Source organism: Chloracidobacterium sp., assembly GCA_016720705.1.
Taxonomy (GTDB): domain Bacteria; phylum Acidobacteriota; class Blastocatellia; order Pyrinomonadales; family Pyrinomonadaceae; genus OLB17.
In genome coordinates this window covers 463,703-485,260 of the sequence record JADKKB010000001.1, presented here as the reverse complement: position 1 = coordinate 485,260, position 21,558 = coordinate 463,703, and the positions used below count along the sequence as shown (strand labels likewise).

18 protein-coding genes and 1 tRNA gene are annotated in these 21,558 nt (G+C 52.3%); 6 read left to right on the top strand and 13 right to left on the bottom strand.

Going from position 1 to position 21,558, the window contains the following annotated elements:
• Positions 1-415 precede the first annotated feature (415 nt).
• Positions 416-491: transfer RNA gene (locus IPQ00_02340), tRNA-Lys, on the bottom strand.
• 117 nt (positions 492-608) lie between these two features.
• Here IPQ00_02340 and IPQ00_02335 point away from each other — a divergent pair.
• The 4 genes from IPQ00_02335 (at position 609) to IPQ00_02320 (ending at position 5,209) form a co-directional block, all read left to right on the top strand.
• A complete protein-coding gene (locus IPQ00_02335; GenBank protein MBL0239404.1) occupies positions 609-2,228 on the top strand; it encodes a protein kinase in 1,620 nt (539 codons plus the stop codon).
• 130 nt (positions 2,229-2,358) lie between these two features.
• The gene (locus tag IPQ00_02330) at positions 2,359-3,360 is read left to right on the top strand and encodes a hypothetical protein (GenBank protein ID MBL0239403.1); all 1,002 of its coding nucleotides are present in this window, start codon (positions 2,359-2,361) and stop codon (positions 3,358-3,360) included.
• Positions 3,361-3,372: 12 nt separating this feature from the next.
• Positions 3,373-3,873 carry a DUF4190 domain-containing protein gene (locus tag IPQ00_02325; protein ID MBL0239402.1) on the top strand — a complete coding sequence of 167 codons (501 nt, stop codon included), beginning with the start codon at positions 3,373-3,375 and terminating at the stop codon, positions 3,871-3,873.
• 25 nt (positions 3,874-3,898) lie between these two features.
• Complete coding sequence (locus IPQ00_02320) at positions 3,899-5,209, top strand: protein kinase (protein MBL0239401.1); 1,311 nt, start codon at positions 3,899-3,901, stop codon at positions 5,207-5,209.
• Here the strand turns inward: IPQ00_02320 and IPQ00_02315 are convergent.
• The 8 genes from IPQ00_02315 to IPQ00_02280 form a co-directional block, all read right to left on the bottom strand.
• Positions 5,156-6,457: an O-antigen ligase family protein gene (locus tag IPQ00_02315; GenBank protein ID MBL0239400.1), complete on the bottom strand. Its 1,302-nt coding sequence runs from the start codon at positions 6,455-6,457 to the stop codon at positions 5,156-5,158. The two genes, IPQ00_02320 and IPQ00_02315, sit on opposite strands and share 54 nt — an antisense overlap.
• Positions 6,454-7,344, bottom strand: coding sequence for a hypothetical protein (locus IPQ00_02310; protein ID MBL0239399.1), 891 nt, complete (start codon positions 7,342-7,344; stop codon positions 6,454-6,456). The genes IPQ00_02315 and IPQ00_02310 overlap by 4 nt, the downstream gene beginning before the upstream one ends.
• 25 nt (positions 7,345-7,369) lie before the next feature.
• Entirely contained in the window at positions 7,370-8,398 is a 1,029-nt protein-coding gene (locus IPQ00_02305; protein ID MBL0239398.1) for an SIS domain-containing protein, read from the bottom strand.
• 54 nt (positions 8,399-8,452) lie between these two features.
• Positions 8,453-8,851 (bottom strand): MaoC family dehydratase, encoded by a 399-nt coding sequence (locus tag IPQ00_02300; protein MBL0239397.1) that lies wholly within the window; start codon positions 8,849-8,851, stop codon positions 8,453-8,455.
• A gap of 11 nt (positions 8,852-8,862) precedes the next feature.
• A complete protein-coding gene (locus IPQ00_02295) occupies positions 8,863-9,735 on the bottom strand; it encodes a YihY/virulence factor BrkB family protein (GenBank protein MBL0239396.1) in 873 nt (290 codons plus the stop codon).
• Between the two features lie 48 nt (positions 9,736-9,783).
• Entirely contained in the window at positions 9,784-10,371 is a 588-nt protein-coding gene (locus tag IPQ00_02290) for a hypothetical protein (GenBank protein MBL0239395.1), read from the bottom strand.
• 73 nt (positions 10,372-10,444) lie between these two features.
• The gene (gene alr, locus IPQ00_02285) at positions 10,445-11,596 is read right to left on the bottom strand and encodes an alanine racemase (protein MBL0239394.1); all 1,152 of its coding nucleotides are present in this window, start codon (positions 11,594-11,596) and stop codon (positions 10,445-10,447) included.
• Positions 11,597-11,681: 85 nt separating this feature from the next.
• On the bottom strand, positions 11,682-13,238 hold the full coding sequence (locus IPQ00_02280; GenBank protein ID MBL0239393.1) for an acyl-CoA carboxylase subunit beta: 1,557 nt from the start codon (positions 13,236-13,238) through the stop codon (positions 11,682-11,684).
• Positions 13,239-13,373: 135 nt separating this feature from the next.
• Here IPQ00_02280 and IPQ00_02275 point away from each other — a divergent pair, with 135 nt between their 5' ends.
• A complete protein-coding gene (locus IPQ00_02275; GenBank protein ID MBL0239392.1) occupies positions 13,374-14,201 on the top strand; it encodes an RNA methyltransferase in 828 nt (275 codons plus the stop codon).
• On the opposite strand, the gene IPQ00_02270 is transcribed toward IPQ00_02275, so the two are convergent.
• From IPQ00_02270 to IPQ00_02255, 4 genes are read right to left on the bottom strand one after another with little or no spacing between them, the layout of a single operon-like run.
• Positions 14,194-15,939, bottom strand: coding sequence for a serine/threonine-protein phosphatase (locus IPQ00_02270; GenBank protein ID MBL0239391.1), 1,746 nt, complete (start codon positions 15,937-15,939; stop codon positions 14,194-14,196). The two genes, IPQ00_02275 and IPQ00_02270, sit on opposite strands and share 8 nt — an antisense overlap.
• Positions 15,940-15,983: 44 nt before the next feature.
• Positions 15,984-17,678 carry an FtsW/RodA/SpoVE family cell cycle protein gene (locus IPQ00_02265; GenBank protein MBL0239390.1) on the bottom strand — a complete coding sequence of 565 codons (1,695 nt, stop codon included), beginning with the start codon at positions 17,676-17,678 and terminating at the stop codon, positions 15,984-15,986.
• Positions 17,679-17,693: 15 nt separating this feature from the next.
• Positions 17,694-19,616, bottom strand: a complete 1,923-nt coding sequence (locus IPQ00_02260) for a hypothetical protein (GenBank protein ID MBL0239389.1) — start codon at positions 19,614-19,616, stop codon at positions 17,694-17,696.
• A complete protein-coding gene (locus IPQ00_02255) occupies positions 19,617-20,606 on the bottom strand; it encodes an FHA domain-containing protein (protein ID MBL0239388.1) in 990 nt (329 codons plus the stop codon).
• A 224-nt stretch (positions 20,607-20,830) separates the two neighbouring features.
• Between IPQ00_02255 and IPQ00_02250 the strand changes: the two genes are divergently transcribed.
• Positions 20,831-21,529 (top strand): prepilin-type N-terminal cleavage/methylation domain-containing protein, encoded by a 699-nt coding sequence (locus IPQ00_02250; GenBank protein MBL0239387.1) that lies wholly within the window; start codon positions 20,831-20,833, stop codon positions 21,527-21,529.
• The last annotated feature ends 29 nt before the right edge of the window (positions 21,530-21,558 follow it).

The window sequence follows — 21,558 nt, the reverse complement described above, 5'->3', positions numbered from 1 at the left end:
AGCCGCTCGAACGAAGCTGTGCACGAATAGATGATGGCATTCGCTAATTACAGCGGTGCGTATCTGAAAGAATCTAACTAATAATGGAGGCGCCGGTTGTTCTCTTTTGTCACCCAATCAAACGCACTAACCGCATCCAAAAGATGCCACAATACCCGTGCGCTTGACTTGAGTACTTACTTCATAGATGACCCCGTTCCCTATTTGACAAGCACTCTACCACAACCTCCGGTTGGCAAGCGGACGACTGATCGTCACCTTCAATAATAGGCGCGTTTGCAGTTGTTGGGGGATATGCATCGCACAGATAGCAGGGAGCAGGACGTTAGCATTCGGGTTCGTTGGGCTAGATGTTTTTGAGAATTAAGCAAACAAAAATAGCCGCCGGAGAGTTTCCGGCGGCTATTTGTTGATCTGGTAGGCCGAACAGGGATCGAACCTGTGACCCGCGGATTAAGAGTCCGCTGCTCTACCGACTGAGCTATCGACCCAAATCGAAATCGAAGTATAGCAAAAAGAAAGTGAAAGTCAAAAAAACGCAAAAAGTTTTATTAATAGCCGTTCTTAACTTGGATATTTCGGAGCGTGCCGTCAAGATATTCTACTAGATGAGAGAGTGTCCAAAATGCGAATTGTGTTTTCCGGATGAATCGGCGACTTGTCCGACCGACTCGGTGCCGACGCGCGTATCGCTGCCGGGTTCGCAGTTGCTGGCCGGGCGATACTTTCTCGAGAGTCGTCTGGGACGCGGTGCGATGGGCCAGGTCTATCTTGCACGCGATAAGAAGTTTGACACGCGAATGGTCGCCGTTAAGACCGTGCGGCAGGACATTTTGAGTAGCGATGACCTGCAGGAAGGTGAGGCGATCGCCCGATTTGAACGCGAGGCACAGGCCGCGGCATCGATCCAGCATCCAAATACAGTCAGCGTCACCGACTTTGGCGAAACTTCGGAAGGCATTTTCTATTTGGTGATGGAATATGTCGAGGGCGAGACGCTCCACCGGTTGCTTCGACGCGAGGGAACACTGCCCGTCAAGCGTGCCGTACGGCTTTTGCGTCAGATCGCCGACGGCGTCGATGCCGCCCACGACCTCAATATTCTCCACAGGGATCTCAAGCCCGCCAATATCTTCATTATGCAGAAGGGAAAGGGCGGCGACGGCTTCGTAAAGGTCGGCGACTTTGGCCTTGCAAAGATCGTCAATCAGACGGTCACTGATGCTAGTTCGAATGCCACGCCATCTTCTCGCGGGATCATCGGGACGCCGGAATTTATGTCGCCGGAGCAGATGCAGCCGGAGATGGGCGTTGATACGCGGGCTGACCTCTACGCGCTCGGAACGATCGCATATCTGATGCTTGGCGGCAAAACGCCATTTACAGGCGATTTGATGCAGCTAGTGATGCAAAAGATAATGCACACGCCGGCGCCGCTATCGACGATCAGATCGGACATCCCAACGGATGTCGAGCGTGTGATAATGCACGCCCTCGAGATCGATCCCAAAAAGCGTCCGGCCTCGGTCGCAATATGGATGTCGGAGCTTGAGGAGGCCGCCGAGGATGTCGACGAGAGCAAAAAGGCGGGCGTTTCGCGGCTAGTGGTGCTGGCACCGGTAAATTCTGAGGTCTATGTCAACGACGAGCGAAAGGGAAGTGTCGGCAGCTCAGGCCGAGTCGTCCTGACAAACATTCCGGCCGGGCAGCATATCCTGCGCGTCTCGAAGGCCGGTGAGCGAGATGACGAGCGTGTGATAGAGGTTCGCGAGGGAGCCAATGAGCAGGTGATCCAGGCCCAACTCAGGCCGGAGCACGGGACCGCGAGCCAACCTTCGTCGTCGCAGGGCACAAGCTCCGCCGGTGCGCCGCAGTCGAGCGTAATGCCCGGCATCGTCGCGTGCTCTAATTGCAATTCGCGGTTTGCCGAAGGCGTCAAATTTTGCGGACGCTGTGGTAGCGGTTCATTTATTATGGTCAGCCCCGGAGAGGCGGGTGGGACATTTCCGTGCCCAAGGTGTGCGGCGAGGCTACAGGACGGCGCCCGTTTTTGCGGCCGATGCGGTTTGAACACCGCTCCGCAGGTCCAACCGACCAGCATTGCCGTTGGATTTACATCAACCTACCAAAATCCGCTCCCCGCACAAGCCGAGCGGCTTTGCCGTCGATGCGGCAACAACTATCCGGCACATATCAAGTTTTGCGGCCGCTGCGGTATCTCGCTTTAGCCGGCCGATCCACTTCGGCGGAACATATCAATTAAAAATTACGTTTTCCAATAGTCGCACTTTTGGCGGTCAATGCGTATAATACTTGCAATTCGAATGCTGTCGCAGCCGACCCGAGGTAATTACTACAATGAAGATCTGTCCACGATGCAATAAAACATATACTGACGAAAATCTTAACTTCTGTCTCGATGACGGGAGTGTATTGAATCAGGCCGGAGGTGCGGCAATGCCCGAAACGGTCATGATGAACCAAGTGCGGCCGACACAGCCGAATCCGTCAATGCCCAGCCAGCAAGTGCAGCCGGGCGGTTGGAATACGGCACCGCAGCAGCAACAGCAGCCGGGTCAGTATTCGATGCAGCCGAAAAAATCGTCGAAGACGTGGATGTGGGTCGTCGGGATACTTGGTCTTGTGGTACTGATCTGCGGCGGCGGTGGAATAGGACTTCTGATCTTTGTCGGCTCGCAGGCCGAGATCGAATCTAATACCGCGACCAACAGGAGCAATACCTCGACAAATCAGGGACGGAAGTCGACGACGACTCCGTCAAGTTCGCCGTCAACCGATCCGGGACCGACTTCGGACCGTTCGACGGTTGAAAAAGTAGATCTATCCGAATGGGTGCGGCCATTTTCGGCGTTTGGGACGACCGAAATGTCAGGGTCGGACTTTGTGATGGCAGCCAAACAAAAGGGCTATTACTACGTCCTCGCCGCCCCGAAGGATACAGCACAGACGGAACAGGCGAACACCTCCGTTACGTTGAAAAACGTGGATAATGCCGATTCGCGGCTTGGTTACGGGATCGTGTTTCACAGCAATCCGACACCGCTACAGCAAGGTTACGCATTCCTGATCGACAGCAAGAAAAAGAAATACCGGATCGTCCATCACTCGCCCGGCAAGGAAGATGAGGTAGTTAAGTGGACCAGTTCGGATCTGATCAAAACCGGTTCTGAGGAAAACACTCTCGAGGTGCGCGACCTGACGGACAAGATCGAACTTTATATCAACGGCACAATGGTCAATTCGATCAAAAATGTTTATGGATTTAAGGGCGGCGTGGTCGGCCTGTACTCCGGCGATGCAGTAAAGGTAGGATTCAACAGCCTCGAACTTCGCAAGTAGAACGGCAAACTGATGAAACAATGCCCCCGGTGTAACAAGTCGTACGTTGATGAGCATCTCAATTTCTGTCTGGATGACGGTGAGTTGCTTATGCAGCTTACTGACCAGACGCGTTCGAGGGCGTTCGACGATTCGCCGCCGACGGTGATGATGAATGATCCGAGGGTGACCAATCCGGCAAATTGGCAGCCGTCGCCTCCGCCCGTTCTGTGGCAGGATCAGTCAAATATTCAACCGCAGTACAATTCACCGGCATTCTCACAGTCCAAGGATCAGGTACTGCCGACGATATCGCTCGTGCTCGGCATTCTTAGCTTTGTAATGGTCTGTTGCTACGGCGGCATCTGGCTTGGATTGCCAGCCGCGATCATTGGGTTTCTCGGGATGAAGAATGCCGATAACGACCCGACGCGATACGGCGGCCGCGGACTCGCCATCGGCGGTATGGTGCTTGGTGTAGTCGCATTTTTGGCATCGATCGTATTTCTCTTTATTGGAATAATAGCCAGTTAGCCGCAAATCATTTATAATCTAGCCGATGCGAGTGAGTCTGAACGTCGTCGCGGGGCCGCAAACCGGACGATCCTTTACATTCGACCAACACGATACCTTTATGATCGGGCGAAGCGACGACGCGCAGTTCTGTCTGCCGCACGATCGTTTCTTTTCGCGCCACCATTGCCTGATCGAGATCGCACCGCCGCAGGCCTTTCTAAGGGATCTCGGCTCGACGAATGGGACGTTTGTAAACGGACTGCGAGTTGAGACGGCCTACCTAAGGAGCGGTGACCGCATACAGGGCGGCGAAACGGTGCTGGAGGTGGAAGTCTCGGCCGATCCCGCCGAGGTCGCATTGGCCGCACGGATGGGAAATCAGACACATCCCTCGGAGGTCGCTGTCTCGTGCCTAAATTGCGGAGCCCCGTCCAATGTCGAAGCATCGAGCCCTGAAACCAAACTCACGTATGTTTGTGACGCTTGCCGCGAACGTCTCAAGAAGAATCCGCAGCCAATTCCGCATTATCAGATGATCCGCGTGATCGGCCAGGGCGGAATGGGCAGCGTTATGCTCGCACGTTCGGAAAAGAACGGGCAGGCGGTCGCGATCAAGACGCTCTTGCCGGAGGTCGCCGTCAGTGATCAATCGCTCAAACGATTTTTACGGGAGATCGAGGTAGCCTCGTCGTTAGTTCACCCAAATATCGTCAGCTACATCGAACACGGTACGCATAACGGTATCGTCTATCTCGTCACCGAATTTATCGCCGGAATGGACGCGTCACGCCTCGCCAAACATCGCGGAGGTAAGCTCGGCTATAGGGAAGTCGTACAGATCATCGAGCAGACGCTGGCGGCACTCGATTTTGCGCACTCGCTCGGGTTTGTGCATCGCGACATCAAGGAACAGAATATTTTGATCGAGGGAGAATTCCCTAGTTCACAGGCGAAACTGACTGATTTTGGTTTGTCCAAGAGCTATAAGCAAACCGGTATGAGCGGCGTGACGATGGTCGGCGATGTGGCCGGCACCATCGCTTATATGCCGCCCGAGCAGGTCAGGGACTTTAAGGAAGTTCGGCCGCCGTCGGATCTGTACGCTGTCGGTATGACGGCTTACAGCCTTCTGACCGGAGCTCACGCCCTGGACATAGGGCCTAAGGCGGGGATATCAGAGACCGTAAAAGCGATCTTTGAAAAGCCGATCATCCCGATCGCTCAACGGATTCCCGACATTCCGATCAAGATCGCTGCGGTTTTCGAGACCGCATTGGCAAAGCAAGTGGAACTGCGTTGGTCAAACGCCGCTGCAATGCGCGAGGCTCTCTTGCGTGCTGCTGCCGAGCTTTGAAACGGCGACCAGCAGACCTATCAAAACCCACAAATGCCGGGCGTCTTCGTACGCACCGATAAATCCTTGGTAAATAAACGCTGAAACAAAGGCTGCCCAGAGCAGTCTCACTGCGACATCATCCGAGCGATAACCGATCCTCCAAAGAAAGGCGATCAATGCCAACAAGGCTGCCAGCCCAACAAATCCATTTTGCCCTGCGACGCTAAGATATATGTTATGAGCGTCGGTCAACATACTGTACGATCCGTCCGTATTCTCAAATCGCACGGCACAGACCGGTTGATCCAACCCTTTGCCGACGATCGGATCGGCGGCGATCGTTTGTAAAACAGCCGTCCAGACGAGTGTTCGGGGCGACGGTTGGACGTTGCCGATAATCGGCAGATCAAACGAATATGGCGACGTCGAGTGCGGCTTAAGAGCGACAAAACTCGACAGATAGAACACAACCGCGATGATCACTGCCGCAAACATCGAATAGCGACGAAAACGAGCTCGCGGAATGCTTGATGTCGTGTAGATACATATTCCCAAAACTAGAAAGACGCCACCAATCCCAATGGATATGGTCGAGATCGCCGCTAAGATCATTAAGATCACGGCGACCCGAAACACCCATTTTCCGATCCAGCCTTTGGTGTTTGCAACAAATGCGATCGCGATCCCGACCGTCAGATAGTTGCAAAACATACTCGCCGAGACCATCGTTGACGATATTCTCGGAAAATTGATCACCGGAACCGAACCGTAGCTGTACAAAGTGTATTGGAGTAGCCAATTGCCGGGAGCGAAGTAGTACAAAATGACCGAAATGAACGCAACAAATACGGTAACGCCCGCCCCTGCGAGCCAGGCTAAAGAAACCTGTCTAAACCGGGAGTCGGTCGTTGTTTGGACGATAACCAGCACGGCAAGTCCGATCAAATATGCCTCGCCTAGAAGCTTCTTAAAGCTCAATGTGGGGTCGAGCGAGAAAATACTTGAAATCAGCATCGCACCGAAATAGGCACCAAAGTACAGATATGAGCGATCGAATTTCACGCTGATCTGACCCACGATCATCGAAGCCAAAACCAAAAGAGCAGTGAGTGGAAACAGGAGATCGACCGGGCTTAGACGCTGGTTTGAGACGAATATCAGAGGCTTCATAAAGCCGATCGAAAAGATGGCGATCAGCGTTAGCCACCACGCTGCGTTGGCGATGGGGAGATGGTCGAAAAGCCTTTTGGAAATATCATTATTCATCGCAAGCGATCCAATGATCTCAAAAGGGCATCGAGCGATGACGCGAACTTGGCGAGTTCAAAATTCTGCGGGTCGTCGTGAGCGTCCGGGATCCCCGCGTCGATCGCCGAGTGAAATCCGGGTATCAGCCACGTGCCGCGACGCAATGATGCCGTCGCATACAAAAGAGCGAGTCGGTCATATTGGGCGTCAGAAAATCCGGGCGTCGGTGCGATGAGGTCATTGTCCGGATTTTTGCTACGCGGGTCGCGGCGGCGCGGTTGGACAAGTTCGATATGGAGTTGCAGGCCTTTTGCCGGCGCCTTGAGATAATCGCGGGCAAACTTTGTACCCCAACCCTTTTTCACGCTCTCGGAAAACGGCGTAGCGGTAAGCGATCGACCGTCGCGGCTGACAAAAACGTGAGCGACAGGGCTTTTAAGCCATACGTCCAGTTTATTTCCGCGCCAGTCGGGATCTTCATTAAATCCAACCGGAAACGCTTCATCACGCAAATTCGGCGTTGATGTGTCGTGAATAATAAAATAGACGGCGCGAATGACGCTACCGTCAGGGATCGTAGCTCCCGAAAGCTCATCGGTAAGGCTGCCGCCGATCGCGGACTCGGACACATTGAGCCCCGCAATGTATTTCAAAAATGCAGGTCTCGAAAACTTTACTTTTGAGCCAATGACCTTTTCCAAAGTACGCGGCAGACGCTCGAGCGGTTGGCCGAGTACGCCGCCGTATCCATTGGGCCGGAGCAGGCAACGGGCCTGATCGATGGGTTTGCCGACAAATTGCAGTGTTTGACTGTCGATCGGGCACGGGGCATTTTGTCCGTACACGGAACTGCCTGCCAGCAGGATAACCGTGAGTATTACGGACAAAAGTGCCGGATCTCGCATCGTGGTCGATAAATAGAACGACGAATTATATGGTCTTTGTAACCTTCTTAAGCGATCGCGGTGCATCGGGATCGAGGCCCTTAGCGGTCGAGAGATACGCCGCAAAAAGCTGTGCCGGTACGATAAACGGGATCGGCGACAGAAACTCGTCAATTTCGGGCGAAAGCAGAAGACTCTTGGGCGAGATCGCCGCGATGTCCGGATCATTAGTGATCGCAAGACAGTCTGCGTGGAGTTCTCTCAGATTATCCAAAAGGTCAATGCTGCTCTGTTTTGTGACCCCACGCGGTGCAAACATTATGACCGGAAATCTACGTTCGACGATCGCCAAAGGGCCGTGGAAAAAATCCGCAGACGAAAACCGCTCGGCCACGACATAGCACGTTTCCATCAATTTCAGAGCAAGCTCGTACGAATTGCCGTAATTCATCCCGCGTCCGACAACGACGCAGTTTTCCATAAAGACATATCGTTCGACGAGCGTTTCGACACGGCTTTGCAGCGATAGAGCCTGCTGGGTGTATTCGGGTATCTTTGCATAATCGAGCTTTTTGTCGCTGAGGATCGATGCAAGATGGTAGAAATGCAGCATTTGCCCGGTATAGGTCTTGGTCGCTGCTACCGACTTTTCGCGGCCTGCGTGGATCAGGAGCGTTTCGTCAGCGATCTTTGCCATCGTTGACTCTGCTTCATTTGTGATGGCCAACGTGAAGGCACCGGACGCCTTGGCACTTTCAAGAACGATATTGATGTCCGAACCTTCGCCCGACTGCGAGACGCCGATCACCAAAGCCCGACTCAGATTCACCTTGGCGCCGTAAAGCGTAAATACGGACGGTGCAGAAAGTGAGACGGGAATGCCGGTCGTAACCTCTAAGAGATACCTACCGAAAAGTGACGCATTATCCGAACTTCCGCGTGCGACCAGCACGATCAGATCGATCTCACGCCCCTGCAGAAATGACCCAAGACGCTGGACCTTTGCAGCCTCAGCTTTAATTGTTCGTTCCAAGACCGCCGGTTGTTCGGCGATCTCCTGTAGCATTAGTGACATAATTGATCGGAATTGAAAGCGAATTCAAACAAGAATAATACCATCTTTGGGGTTTCACGGCAGTATCATCACCTTTGCCTCGCCGGTGAGCGTCACGACATCATCTTGGTTTATGCAGGTCGTCTCGAGCGTGACAATGCCTTTGCTCTCCCGAACATCGGTGACGGTCGCAGTAACGGTCAGTACGTCATCTATGAATACCGGGGCCATAAATCGCATCGTTTGCGATAAATAGACGATCTTCATATCCCGAAACTCATTTCCGAGTACAGCCGATATCAATGCTCCGCTCAACATTCCGTGAGCGATGCGGCGGCCAAATCGAGTTTGCTCGGCAAATTCATCGTCCAGATGGATCGGGTTATGGTCACCGGAAACCTCCGCGAAAGCCCTTATCAGGCTGTCGGTAATAGGTTTAGCGATCTTAAACTGGACGCCTTGTTTGATCTCCATAATCTTCTTAATTAGTCAGAGTTGTGGCCATTCTCACTATTGTCACGCATATCGGCCAGAACCGAATTGATCGCCCCACCTGCCATTGTCACCATCGCCGTCAGATATAGCCAGAACATCAGAATTATGACGGCCCCGAGTGAGCCATATGTTTTGTCATACGAGCTAAAATAGCTAATGTACAACTTGAACGAATTTGTCAGGATCAACCAAAGCAGGATCGAAACGATCGATCCCGGAGTTATCCAGATCCATCTGAAATTTCGTCGGTCCGGAAGCAAGTTGAAGATTATCTCGCAGGTCAGGAGCAGTACAACCAAGATCGATATCCACTGCACGCCAGCGAGCAACAAAGGCGAGGTTACCGGAAGGCCCATCAAGGCCGAGACCATCCCAACAAAATGCCAGCCGTAAAACACTATGGCCAGAGCTGCGGCGGCAAGTAACGTGACGACGACCGTTAAGCCGAGCGATTCGGCCTTGGTTCGCCACCAGGAACGCCTCTCCTTTAGTTCATATACAGCATTTAACGCGTTTCGAAGGGCGTCGACGCCCGCCGATGCCGACCAAAGCGTGACCGCCAAACCGAGCGTGAGTTTGCTGCCCGAGCTATTGGTTATGATCTCTTCGGCAGTCTTCCGAACTAGTTCGAACGCTATTCCGGGCAAGATCTGTTCGAGATAGGAGAAAAGCTCGCCCTTTAATCCGCCGGACGTACCGATCATCAGTCCAAATGCACTGATCAGAAAATATACTAGCGGAAAGATCGCAAACGAAAAGTAAAAGGCCACCTGAGCTGAGCGGCCGAATATATCGGTGTCAATGGCCTTATTGTAGAGCCGGACGAAAAAACCTTTCCAATGGAAATCCCGCACTAACAGCATAATATTGTCAGAAGTTTCCACCCGACACCGTGAATCGATCGGCTCAGACTAACCACGCATACGTTCGAGCAGCGTCATCGTCAAGGCACCTAAAAGGACACGTACCTCGTCATCGCCGCCAAACTGTGCCAGAGGCTCCAACTGAAACTGGCCTTGAAACATCGCCGGCTGCTTTTTGAGCCGTGCGAGCGGTGAGTCGTCCATTCGGGCGATAATGTACGACGGGTTAAAGAAATATCCTGTAAACATCCCGACGATCGGCAGTTCACCGACAAGTGCGTCCATTACCTTAACCCAACCGCTTTCCTCAGATATCTTGAAAACCTGGACGTCGTTGGCATCGTAAACTTCATAATTTGCCTTCCACAACGAGCGCATTCCGCGGCGTTTGATCGACCCGAGGGTTCTTCCGTGGGCATCTTTGAAATTGTATTTTGCCGAAAAATCCAAAACTCGGTCAGCCTTGATGTTATACAGCAAATGGGTCTGACCTTCGTCTGCAAAGATATTTATATCTTCTTTCAGCTTAAACAGTTTTTGTTTGCAGTAGCCGAGAAGATTGCCGGAGCCGTCGCGGATATAGATCTGACTGGCGAGGGCTAAAAGTTTGAATGAAAGTTCAATTGGGTAATTCACACAGGTTCTCCAGATTATATGCGTAATGCGAGTCGATGTAGTTTGAAAGACAGATACGCGTGTAATGTCTGAGCTAATCGGACCGCCCAACAAATCGGCGTTCGACACGGACGCCGATCCCGCAGGTGATCTCGTACGAAATTGTATCGGCCACGACTGCTAGGTCTTCAGCGAGGATAACACAATTTTCCGAACGGCCTATCAATGCGACCGGTGAGCCGATCTCCGATCCTTCGACATCAGTGACATCGACTATCGTCCAATCCATCGAAATGCGGCCAACTATTGGTGCGTATCGATCATTTATTATCACCTGTCCACGGCCCGAAAGCTGTCTAGGAAGTCCATCAGCATACCCCGCAGGGATAGTCGCGATCAGCGAGTCTCGCTGCGTGATAAAACGCCGCCCGTAACCCAGACTCTCTCTGGCAGATACTTGCTTCAAATGTGTAATTTCAGTCGTAAGACAAAGTACGGGTTTTAGCTCGGGGATAGAGATATCTTTCGGAAGTACGTCACCGCCCAATCCGTAAAGTACGCCGCCGAGACGGACGAGATCCTTTCGGGTCGAAGGATGGGCGATGGCGGCAGGCGAATTAGCGAGATCGATCAGATGGGGCGAAAACCCAAGAGTCCGAAATATCGTCACGATCTCATCGAATCTCGCGACCTGCAACCCGGTAAAGGCATTTTGTGATAGATCATCGGCAGCCGCAAAGTGCGTCATAAGGGCCTCGACACGCAGGTTGGTCAGTGGTCTTAGCTGTTTAGCGAACTCGGCGGCCTGATCCCATCGAACGCCGATCCTACCCATTCCCGTGTCGAACTTGAGGTGGACGTTGATGCATTCGCCGCGGTCGAGGGCAGCACGGTTAAGGCTCTCAGCCTGTTCAATGCTTGAGATCGCGGGCGTTATATTCTGCTGAAATAGTGCCGGCTCCTGACCCGCCCAAAAGCCGCCCAGACACAGGATCCTCGATCGTATCCCGCCCCTACGCAGTTCTATAGCTTCCTCGGGCAAGGCAACGCCGAGCCATTCTACACCTTCAGTCTCCAGTCGACGCGAACATTGCAACGCCCCGTGCCCATAAGCGTTTGCCTTGACCACGGCCATTACGCGAACGTCATCGCCGATAAACGCTCGAACCGACCGATAATTAAAGGCCAGAGCGTCAAGGTCAGTGATGGCAAGCGTCGGCCGCCTTATTTCGCTAGCAGAAGTCATTTATTAGAAACGGTCGGTAAAGTGGCTTGCCGGGATCGTATCGTTTCATCTTGCCGATAATTGCAAAGGTGCCCGGAACTCTTTATTAAAGCGGAATATTTCCGTGCTTTCGTGGTGGATTGGTATCCCGTTTATTTTTAAGTAGAGACAAAGCCCGGATCAATTTCGGCCGAGTAAATTTGGGTTCTATTACCTGATCGACAAATCCGCGTTCAGCAGCGACATAGGGATTGGCAAATTTTTCTTCAAATTCGGAGATCTTGTCCCGCCGATAGGTTTCATCGTTCTCGGCGATGTCGCGGCGAAACAGTACTCCAACCGCGCCCTCAGCTCCCATTACAGCGATCTCGGCGGTCGGATATGCAAAATTGATGTCGGTCCGGATGTGCTTGGAGGCCATAACGCAGTAAGCACCGCCGTAAGCCTTTCTGGTAATTACGGTTATCTTCGGTACTGTCGCCTCGGCAAACGCATAAAGCAATTTGGCACCGTGGCGGATGATCCCAAAATGTTCCTGATCGATGCCGGGCAAAAATCCCGGAACGTCTTCGAAAGTGATGAGCGGTATGTTAAAGCAATCGCAGAAACGAACAAAGCGTGCCGCCTTTACCGATGCGTTAATATCGAGAACTCCGGCGAGAAATGCGGGCTGATTAGCAACGATCCCGACCGATGCACCGCCTAAACGTGCAAATCCGATAACAATATTTTGAGCGTAATGCTCCTGAATCTCGAAAAAGTATCCGTCATCGACAACATTGTTGATTATCTCGCGGATATCATAAGGCTGATTTGATGATTCGGGGACTATGGAATTGAGTTTTTCTTCCATTCGGTCCGAAGGGTCTGCAGTGGGAACAAATGGCGGATCTTCCATATTGTTCGACGGGATAAATGACAATAGTTCGCGTGTGATCTGAAGACAGTGCTTATCAGATTCGGCGGCAAAATGAGCAACGCCTGATTTCGCATTGTGCGTCATTGCTCCGCCTAATTCATCTTTCGTAACATCCTCGTGGGTAACCGTCTTGATCACGTCCGGGCCGGTGATGAACATATAGGACGTGTCTTTGACCATCACGTTGAAATCGGTGATCGCCGGCGAATATACGGCACCGCCGGCACACGGGCCCATAATGCAACTGATCTGCGGCACAACACCGCTTGCCAGCGTATTTCTCAAAAAGATGTCCGCATATCCGCCGAGGCTGACCACGCCCTCCTGGATGCGGGCGCCGCCGGAATCGTTTAGGCCGACGACGGGCGCTCCGGTTTTCATCGCGAGGTCCATTATCTTACAGATCTTCTCGGCGTGAGTTTCGGATAGTGAGCCGCCGAAAACCGTGAAGTCCTGCGCGAACACAAAAACTTCGCGTCCGTCAACCAGACCGTGGCCCGTGATGACGCCATCGCCGGGATACTGCTGCTGCTCAAGGCCGAAGTCGTGCGACCGGTGTACGACAAACTTATCAAATTCCTCAAATGAGCCTTCATCTAGAAAAAAGTCTATGCGTTCGCGGGCCGTCATCTTTCCGGAAGACCTTTGTTTTTCCAGACGCTTTGCTCCGCCGCCTTGTTCTGCGGCCTCAGATTTTTCCTTGAGTATCTCGACCCGGGCTTTCAACTGCGATTCAGGCTTCATATCGTTTTAGTCTAGTCATTTTCCAACGTTTTTCAAGGTGACATCGACGTGTTTTTAACCTCTAATAGTCGAGTTGCCCGCATTCCGACGACAGTTTCCAAATTGTTTGTTTTTCTGTTAAAACTAAGGTGCTTTATGATTGATTTGCCAAAGATCACAAGTCGCGACAATCAACGTCTGGTCAATGTCAGAAAGGTGCGGGATCATCACGTATCGGATAAGGTGTTTGTCGAAGGCAAGCGTTTAGCTGCTGAGGCGCTCCGCTCTGACGTTTCTGTTAGCGCCTGCTTTGTCTCAGAGCGATTCGTGATGTCCGACGAGAATTCACGATTCATAATGGAGCTGAGCTCAGCGTCTCGTTTCATCTTCGAATTGCCGGACCGCGTCTTTCAGACTATCGCCGCTACCGAACATTCGCAGGGCGTTATCCTGATAGCGGAAAGGCCGGAAAAAAACTCACTCGCGATCGAATCCAGATTGTCCGGAGGCAAATGTTTGCCAATCGTGGTATTGCTTTATCACATCAATAATCCATCGAATCTCGGAGCGGTCCTACGTACGGCAGAAGCGGCCGGCGTTGCCGGGATCATCATTACCAAGCAGTCTGCGGACGTTTATTCGCCCAAATCCATAAGGGCATCAATGGGGTCAATTTTTCGGATGGCGATCTGGAACGACGTCGAGTTAGATCCGGTCTTAAGGTGGGCGGCTGACAAGGGACTTCGTGCGACCACGACGGCCGCGGCGGCAACTGCTACACATACGGCGGTCGACTGGAGCATCCCGCGGCTTTTGATCTTTGGATCCGAAGCCCACGGCCTCAACGGTATCGACCTCGGCATTAGCGATGAGCGAGTGAAAATAGCGATCGAATCGCCGGTCGAAAGTCTGAACCTCGCCGTTTCCGCGGGGATCATTTTATTTGAAGCCAAACGTCAAATCGATTCAAAACCGATCATTTAGGTCGATTGGAACTCACATTTGTATTCGCAGTTGAGTTGGCCGCTTTAATTGTTTCGATCTCCTTTTTCAGATTGCGCTGTGCTTCCGGGTCGTTTGTGACGGCTAGTGCAAGCATAATCTCGGTCGAAACGGTCGCTCTATTTACCGGGTCGGCAGTGGCGATGAGTGTCCTCGCCTGGACCAGAGCTTCGCGGCCCTTCATAAAATCACCGGACAACAAATACGCTCGCCCGAGCAGATAGAGGCCTTCGCAGTCGGTCGGTGCGGCCCCAACCTTGGCAATGTAGGTTGCCGGATCGGCATCAACCAAGCGTCGCCCTTTTTCAAATGTGCTTAGCGGAATGTTGTCTGACTGCATTTGGGTCGGAGCAGGCAGATCGACCGATTGCGGTTTCGGAACGAGGAAAAAATGATATGCGAGCAAACCGATCACCGATCCGACTAACAAAAGTCCCACCGATGCTGCGGTTCGCCCAAATGAACCAGATGACTCAACGCTTGAGCTGTCGGAGTTGGCGCCAAATATCTCGAGTTTGTCGGACGCCGGGGCCGAAAGCACTGACGAGCGGCTCTCAGCGACTGCAAATCGGTCAATTCCTGCGTTGGAATGGTCTGACTGACCACTATCCTCCGCCGGCATCGGTTCGGCTGATGTAAACGGAGAAGCTACGTTGATGTCTTCAGAGCTTCCGGCATACTCGTCTTCAGAGTTAGCGACCAGTTCGTCCGCAACCTGTTCCCAAGTATTGGCAGCCGGTGTTTCGGGCAGCCCGACGGCAAAGACATCGGGCTCAGAGTATTTCGCCGGAGGTAAATGCAGTTCCGCGGTGTCGAGTTCAAGCAGTTCGTCGTCGTCGTCAACCTCATATGTCGGCCCATCCAGGATAGCCGAACGGGAAGTGGCAATCGTTTGCATTTCATCGTCAACTGCCGGCGATACTGCCGGAACATCGAGAGCGATCGGCGGTGACTGTATCATCGGAGCATCGTCCGCGATTCCGAGCACTTTCACGATCACCGCAGTCAGATTGTCCTCAGCACCGCGCTCGTAGCAAAGTTCCTTGATCCTCAAACACGTGGCAGCGAGATCATCGGCATTTTGTAAAATGCCGGCAAGTTCGAGATCACCAATGTGCCGGGTCACGCCGTCAGAGCAGAGTAAAAATGTCGAGTCGCTGCTGACGAGCATCGTCTTGAGGTCAACGATAACTGTTGACTCCGCCCCGAGAGCTCGACTGATGATGTTTTTACTTGGATGATTCTCGGCCTGCTCCTCGGTCATTCGTCCGGCGCGGACCTCTTCGCCGACCATCGAGTGATCATCGGTTTCGCGATGTAATGTGCCGTCGGCGTCGAGACGGTATAGCCGCGAGTCTCCGACGTGTCCGATCGTTGCGATATTGCCGTCAAGCTGCAAAGCGACGACGGTCGTGGCCATCTGTGATAGTTGCGACAGTTCGTTCGACATCTGATGTATCGCCGCATTTGCCTGTTGCAGGGCCGTCCGCATTACTTCTTCCGGATCATCATTTGGGGAAATATTAGTGAATGCCTCGCCCAATATTTCGACCGCCATTTGCGAAGCTACCTCACCGGCTTGAGCACCGCCGACTCCATCCGCAACGGCAAAAATACCGCAATCCGGGATCTCCAAAAACGAGTCTTCATTTTGCGGTCGTTTCTCGCTAAGTCCACGATCGCTGATCGAGGCAGATTGAATGCGGATATTTTCTGTCATTTTGTCGTTTCTCCGTAAAAAGGGAACTGGCTAAACTCTTTTATCTACTGTGGGTTAACAGTTTCCGGCAAGGTTGACGGGTCAAATTCGTCCCGCCGCCGATCCAGTGAATTACGATGGGAGAACGCCAGAAGCATTCCCAACATTGCAAAGCTCGTGATAAGACTAAAACCACCGTGACTAACGAACGGCAGCGTGATCCCGGTCATAGGCAGTGCCCGCGTGATGCCGCCAATATTGACCAACGCTTGAAATCCGATAAAAGCTGACAGCCCAACTGCACAAAGCTTGCTAAACATATCACGGGAATCGCGGGCCGTTCTGATGCCTGCGGTCACGAATACGATCAGGGCAAAGGTTACCAACAAACCCCCAAAAAGTCCAAGTTCTTCGGCAAGTGCGGCAAAGATGTAGTCCGAGTCCGCGACCGGGATCAGTTCCGGATATCCAAGTCCCAAACCACGGCCCGTGGTGCCGCCCGACGCTAGTCCGAAGGTCGCCTGGGCCGGTTGAAATGCCAATATATCAAACCACGCATCCACATTTATCGTCCGCTGCAGATCGGGGTCGTCGGCAATCATTTGAGGAAGATCGGGGTCCTTTTCAACGAGCCGTTTGTAATATTCATCGTAATCCTGTTTCCACCAGGACGTCTCCGGCGTCGGCGGATCAAATCCGTCAAGCCATAAATGGAAACGCTGCTGGATCCGGTTTGGCAGTATCAACTTCACCGGTGCTGCAAGCGTGGGCAATAGCGGTATCTTCTCCTGAGTCTTCGGCGGCAGGGCACCGACGACCAAGATCGCAACTGCAAGCAACACGCTTCCGACCAACACGAATCGCTGCGAAAATCTCCGAACCGCGACCAGGTAGAGAGTTGCGTAAACTGCACTGAAAACCATCATCTGGCCGAAATCCTTCAAAACAAAGAACGGCACGAACGGAAGTACCGCCATAACTACCAACGGAACCACGTCTTTGGCACGCGGGATTCCCCAGTAGGTGCGGGCAAGATTTCGGTATAGGACCGATAAAATAGCGGCAAAGCCTATCAGAAAGGGAACTTTAGCCGGTTCCCAAGGCGTCATATTTCCAACCTTTCCGGCTCTGGAGGTGATCGCGGCAATTATCAACGGCACAAGCGTCAGGAGGACGATAAGAAACCCGTTGTTTTGTAAGAACGCGATCATCTTATCCCGTCTCAACAAAATGAATGCCGCGATCATACCAAATATGCCGATCAGCGGGTTTATCGTGTTTCCCGACAGCAGAACACTTTTCAAGTCGTCATCGGCAGGACGCGGCGTCTCTTCGGAGAGGTCGACCGGTGACGGTGGAGTCGCCGGGAGGCCCATCATCTGCTTCTTTTCGGCGGAGTAATTTTCCTGTATGTAATGCAACTGCAAAGTGCGGAGTTTCGATTGCCTCGCCTCTGCCTTGTCCTTTCGCGAAGTGTACTCCGGGTCACTAAAAAGTCGGTATTGAACGGTCAACCCGATCGAAAAAAGCAAAACGGCGGTCGTATATAATGTCCAATTGCCGTCAAACCTAATAAACTTCTTTAATATAATGGGGATAAATGCAAGTAATAAAAGCAGTAACAGGTTGCGACCTGCGGTTGCCATTGAAGTATCATAACCGCGTATAAGGGCACCGTAATGAATGGAATAGTGCGAGATCGCCGTCAGTAAGACGATCAGTAGAAGTATAAATACGTGTGATGATGTGCGGTTCTTCACAGTCAGATCTTTTCGTTACCGGGGCTTCTTAGCCGGTGATTTTGCTTTCGGCTTCTGCGGTATGACCTTTGGACGGTATTGATCACCGAGTAACCCTAAGTCTCTTGCCTTCAAAATTACATTTGCGGCGATCGGGGCGGCCGTGCGTGCTCCGAATCCGCCGCCTTCGACAACGACTGCAATTGCGACCTGCGGCTTTTCGAGCGGAGCGATCGTAATAAACCAACTATCCGTACGCTCGTACATTACGGGTGACTGGTACTCGACCCATTCGCCCTTGTCATTTTTTCGCTTTTTAGTGACGGTCTTCAATTTACCGGTTTTTTCATCATACAGAAGAGCTAGTTTCTCGGCGGTACCCGTCTTGCCGCCGGTTCTAATGCCGGTGCCTGCTAATTTTGCCGAGATCACTGTACCGGTTCCGCCGGGCTCTTCGGTAACGGTTGACATTATTCCACGTATCGTCGCCGCCTGCTGAGCCGAAAGCACCTGGGCAAAAGCTTGTGGCGGTTGATCGGCTTCGATACGGGGTTTCATAAGTTTTCCCTCAAGGTTGGCGGGAATCGAGGCGATCAGTGCCATTTGAAATGGCGTCATCTGGCCGGCATAGCCCTGGCCCATACCCTCCAGGCCCAGGTCGTAAAGTGATATTTTGTTTCCGGTTACGATCGTTGACTGCGATGGTGCGAGGGCTGCGGCGATATTTGGCGTACTCGTATTCCATATATTTGGGAAAAATCGAGCCATCACTGCATCTTCGGGCGTGTCAACAGCGGCCATTCCGAGCAACATCGCGGTCTCACGCAAGCGTTCGCGGCCAAGGTCGATCGCCAATTGGGCGAAGTACTGATTACTTGAGACTTTATATGCAAAAGTAATGTCCTTTTCCTGACATCCGCCATCGCAAGCGCCCGTCACGGTCCCGTCGGGTTGGAGTTTCTGAGTCGCATCGACGATCGGCCGCGAACCCTTGACCGGCTTGAAACCGTCGGGATAACTCGCAAAAACGGTATTTTGCTTTCCGGCTCGGAAGGCGGAGATCATCGTAAACGTCTTAAACGTTGATCCCGGCACATAATACTCACGCGTTGCTCGGTTCAGAAGCGGCTTTTCGCGCCTGTTGGCTTCGAGCTGGAGATAGCTGTCGAGATCCTGTGCCTCAGCAAGGCTGTACGACGGATTTGAATACATTCCGAGCACGTCGCCATTTTGAGGATTGAGCACGACAATGGCACCGGTCCGGCCATTCAACTGTTGTGCGAGAAACGCCTGCATATCCCGATCGATCGTTACTCGAACGTCTTTTTGCTCGTCTTGCGGCTTCTTGAACTTGGTCAGAACCTCCCAAGACTCCGGCATAGGGTCGCCAGACCTTTTATAGAGCGTTCGTTCGAGGCCCGGCGTTCCTCGCTCGGTGCCGAGCAGATGGGCCATCTCTTTTTCAAGTGCGAATGTCCGGCTGATGTCGCCATCCTTATCAAGTTTGTAGTAGGCGAGCGACGAGGTGAGTTTGCCGGTACGGTCGAGCATCCATCCCCGGAGCGATGCTGCCGAGGCCCGACGGTTGCGTAGATCCTTGTAGTTTAATGCCTGAAATTGCTCGTTCGAATCATCCGCGAAATATGTCCAATAGACCTGAAAACCGAAAACGGCAAAACTGAGCATCACAAATAGGACGTGCCAAACACGAAGGCTCCGGTTAGCGATCGTTTGAGTCATCCGTTTCCGGACTTTAGCAGGCAGTTCACGTTCGAAAACAAACGCGGGCCGGCGAAAGTTGTCAATAAAACTAACAAGTAGAAAAGTGACCAGAATCCCAACTCCGACGATATACAGAACGGTTAACCCCGCCGGCGTTCGCTCGAGTATCTGCCGGCCAAAGATCTCCTCCGGCCGCCATTTATCCCAATCTATAAGCATCAGAAGTAAAAGGTGCATTTATTGGCCGTCCTTTGTGCTGTCTTCCGCCGAAGTGTGTTCGATTACAGGCTTATCCGCGGGCGTCGGTCCTGAGACGTCGGTTTGACGGCTGGAAAATTCGAATCCGCCGATCTCAACCGTATCTGCGGCCCCCATTTGTACTTCCTCCAGCTCAGCTTCGGGAAGTTCGATCTGAGCGATATCAAATTTAACTTCGACGGTCCCGAAACGGACGGAGCGGGAAGGATCGAAGGCGATCGCCTTACCGTAAGAAATGCGTTCGCCGTTAATAAATGTGCCGTTTGTTGAACCTGTATCGGCGACCGTCAATGTGCCGCTGTCGTCCAACGAGATCGCGGCGTGTATCTTGGACACGCTGATATCATCGATCGCCAGGTCATTTCCAACTGATCGCCCAACAGTCATTCGCTCGCCGCCATCAAGTTCGGCCGTGCTCTTTCGAATACCGGCTTTGATTTGAAATTGGGCAGTGACCAAATATCTGGTTTTGCTCGGTAGTGCGATGGCTTCCGTATTCGTTTTGTTGAGGTCGATAGACGGAACCGTGACATTTACCTCGACTTCACGTTCGTCTTCGCCAAAATTCTCAAAGCCGACAAGCATTTTCACTCCGTCGGTGAAATAGTCCGGGCGTACCGAAAGGCGAATCGGAGCGAACGTGTAGTAAAGGCTGTCATTAATATGGTCAACGGCGGCAGTTAGAAGCTCATTTTCGAGAATCTCGATCGAGGACTCAGAATCCGTCGAGAACTTATCCCACTGCATCTTGATCTGGATGTTGTGTGGTACCACCGTGCCTTTGCCGGAGACGATTTTCGCCTCGGCATCAAGTAGCGTTTTCATACGTGAGATCAACTCGCTGGCCGCAAGCGAACTGGAGGGCAACCAACGCCGCCCGGTCAAGCGGTCAAACGTGTCCCCGATCTTGGTAAGCGTCCCGCGGAGCAGGTAATCGGGCGATAATTTTGCCTTTTCGATCTTAGTCATTCAACACAAACGATAATACGTTCAGATCCTGTCGACGGTTCGCCCAATTCTAGCCCAATTAGCGTCCAAACCAAAGCAAACGAATTATATTGACTTCCGCGAGTTTAACAATGTAAAATCATTTTGGAAATGTTTGTGCATTCCAACTTTTCTTTACTGAGCCCCTCTCGTTTGAAAGCACAAAGTGCAAGTTTCAGCCTATTAAAGGCAAACCGAAAAAAGTTATGAAAAAGGAACCTTTCAATAAGAAACGTTTCGATGGCGGCTTTTCGATGCCGGAATTGCTAGTGGTATTGACGATAATCGGCGTTATGGGAGCGGTAGCGATCTTTTACGCGACTGCCCACAAAAAGCTTTATCAGCCTGACGATCAGGCTCTGCAGATCGCCGATATACTACAGGAAGGCCGTCAGCGAGCACTTACCCAACGCCGTCCGATGCGTGTAGAGATCAACCTGACAAACAACACGGCCAAATTATACGACGAGATAACAACAGCCACGTCGAATGACGATGTGCTGATCAAAGCTATGACGTTGTTTGCCAGTACAAATGTGAAAGTTGATTCAAGGCCCGCAGAGATCGGGTATAACCCGCCTGAATCGATGCCGGTACCAAACGCCGTTTTCAAACCGAGCGTTTATCCGCCCAGTATCAGCCAAAATGTTTGTACGATACGCTTTCTAGCGAATGGCTCGGCGGTAGATGCCGGCACCAATGCGACCGGCACCGGTGCCGTTCCCACAGGCATAACTCTTCACATTTGGCAGCCCACCAAAGGCACACCCACCCAATCAGATATTGCCCGAAGCATAACGGTGCTGGGAGCAACCGGTGTGATAAGAATGTGGGAATTCAACCACCCGTCGACTGCCTCGAACAAATGGCAGGACTCGCGTCGATCGGGCACGTACGGCGGTTGATCGGTTTACCCGGCAGTGGATTATTTCGC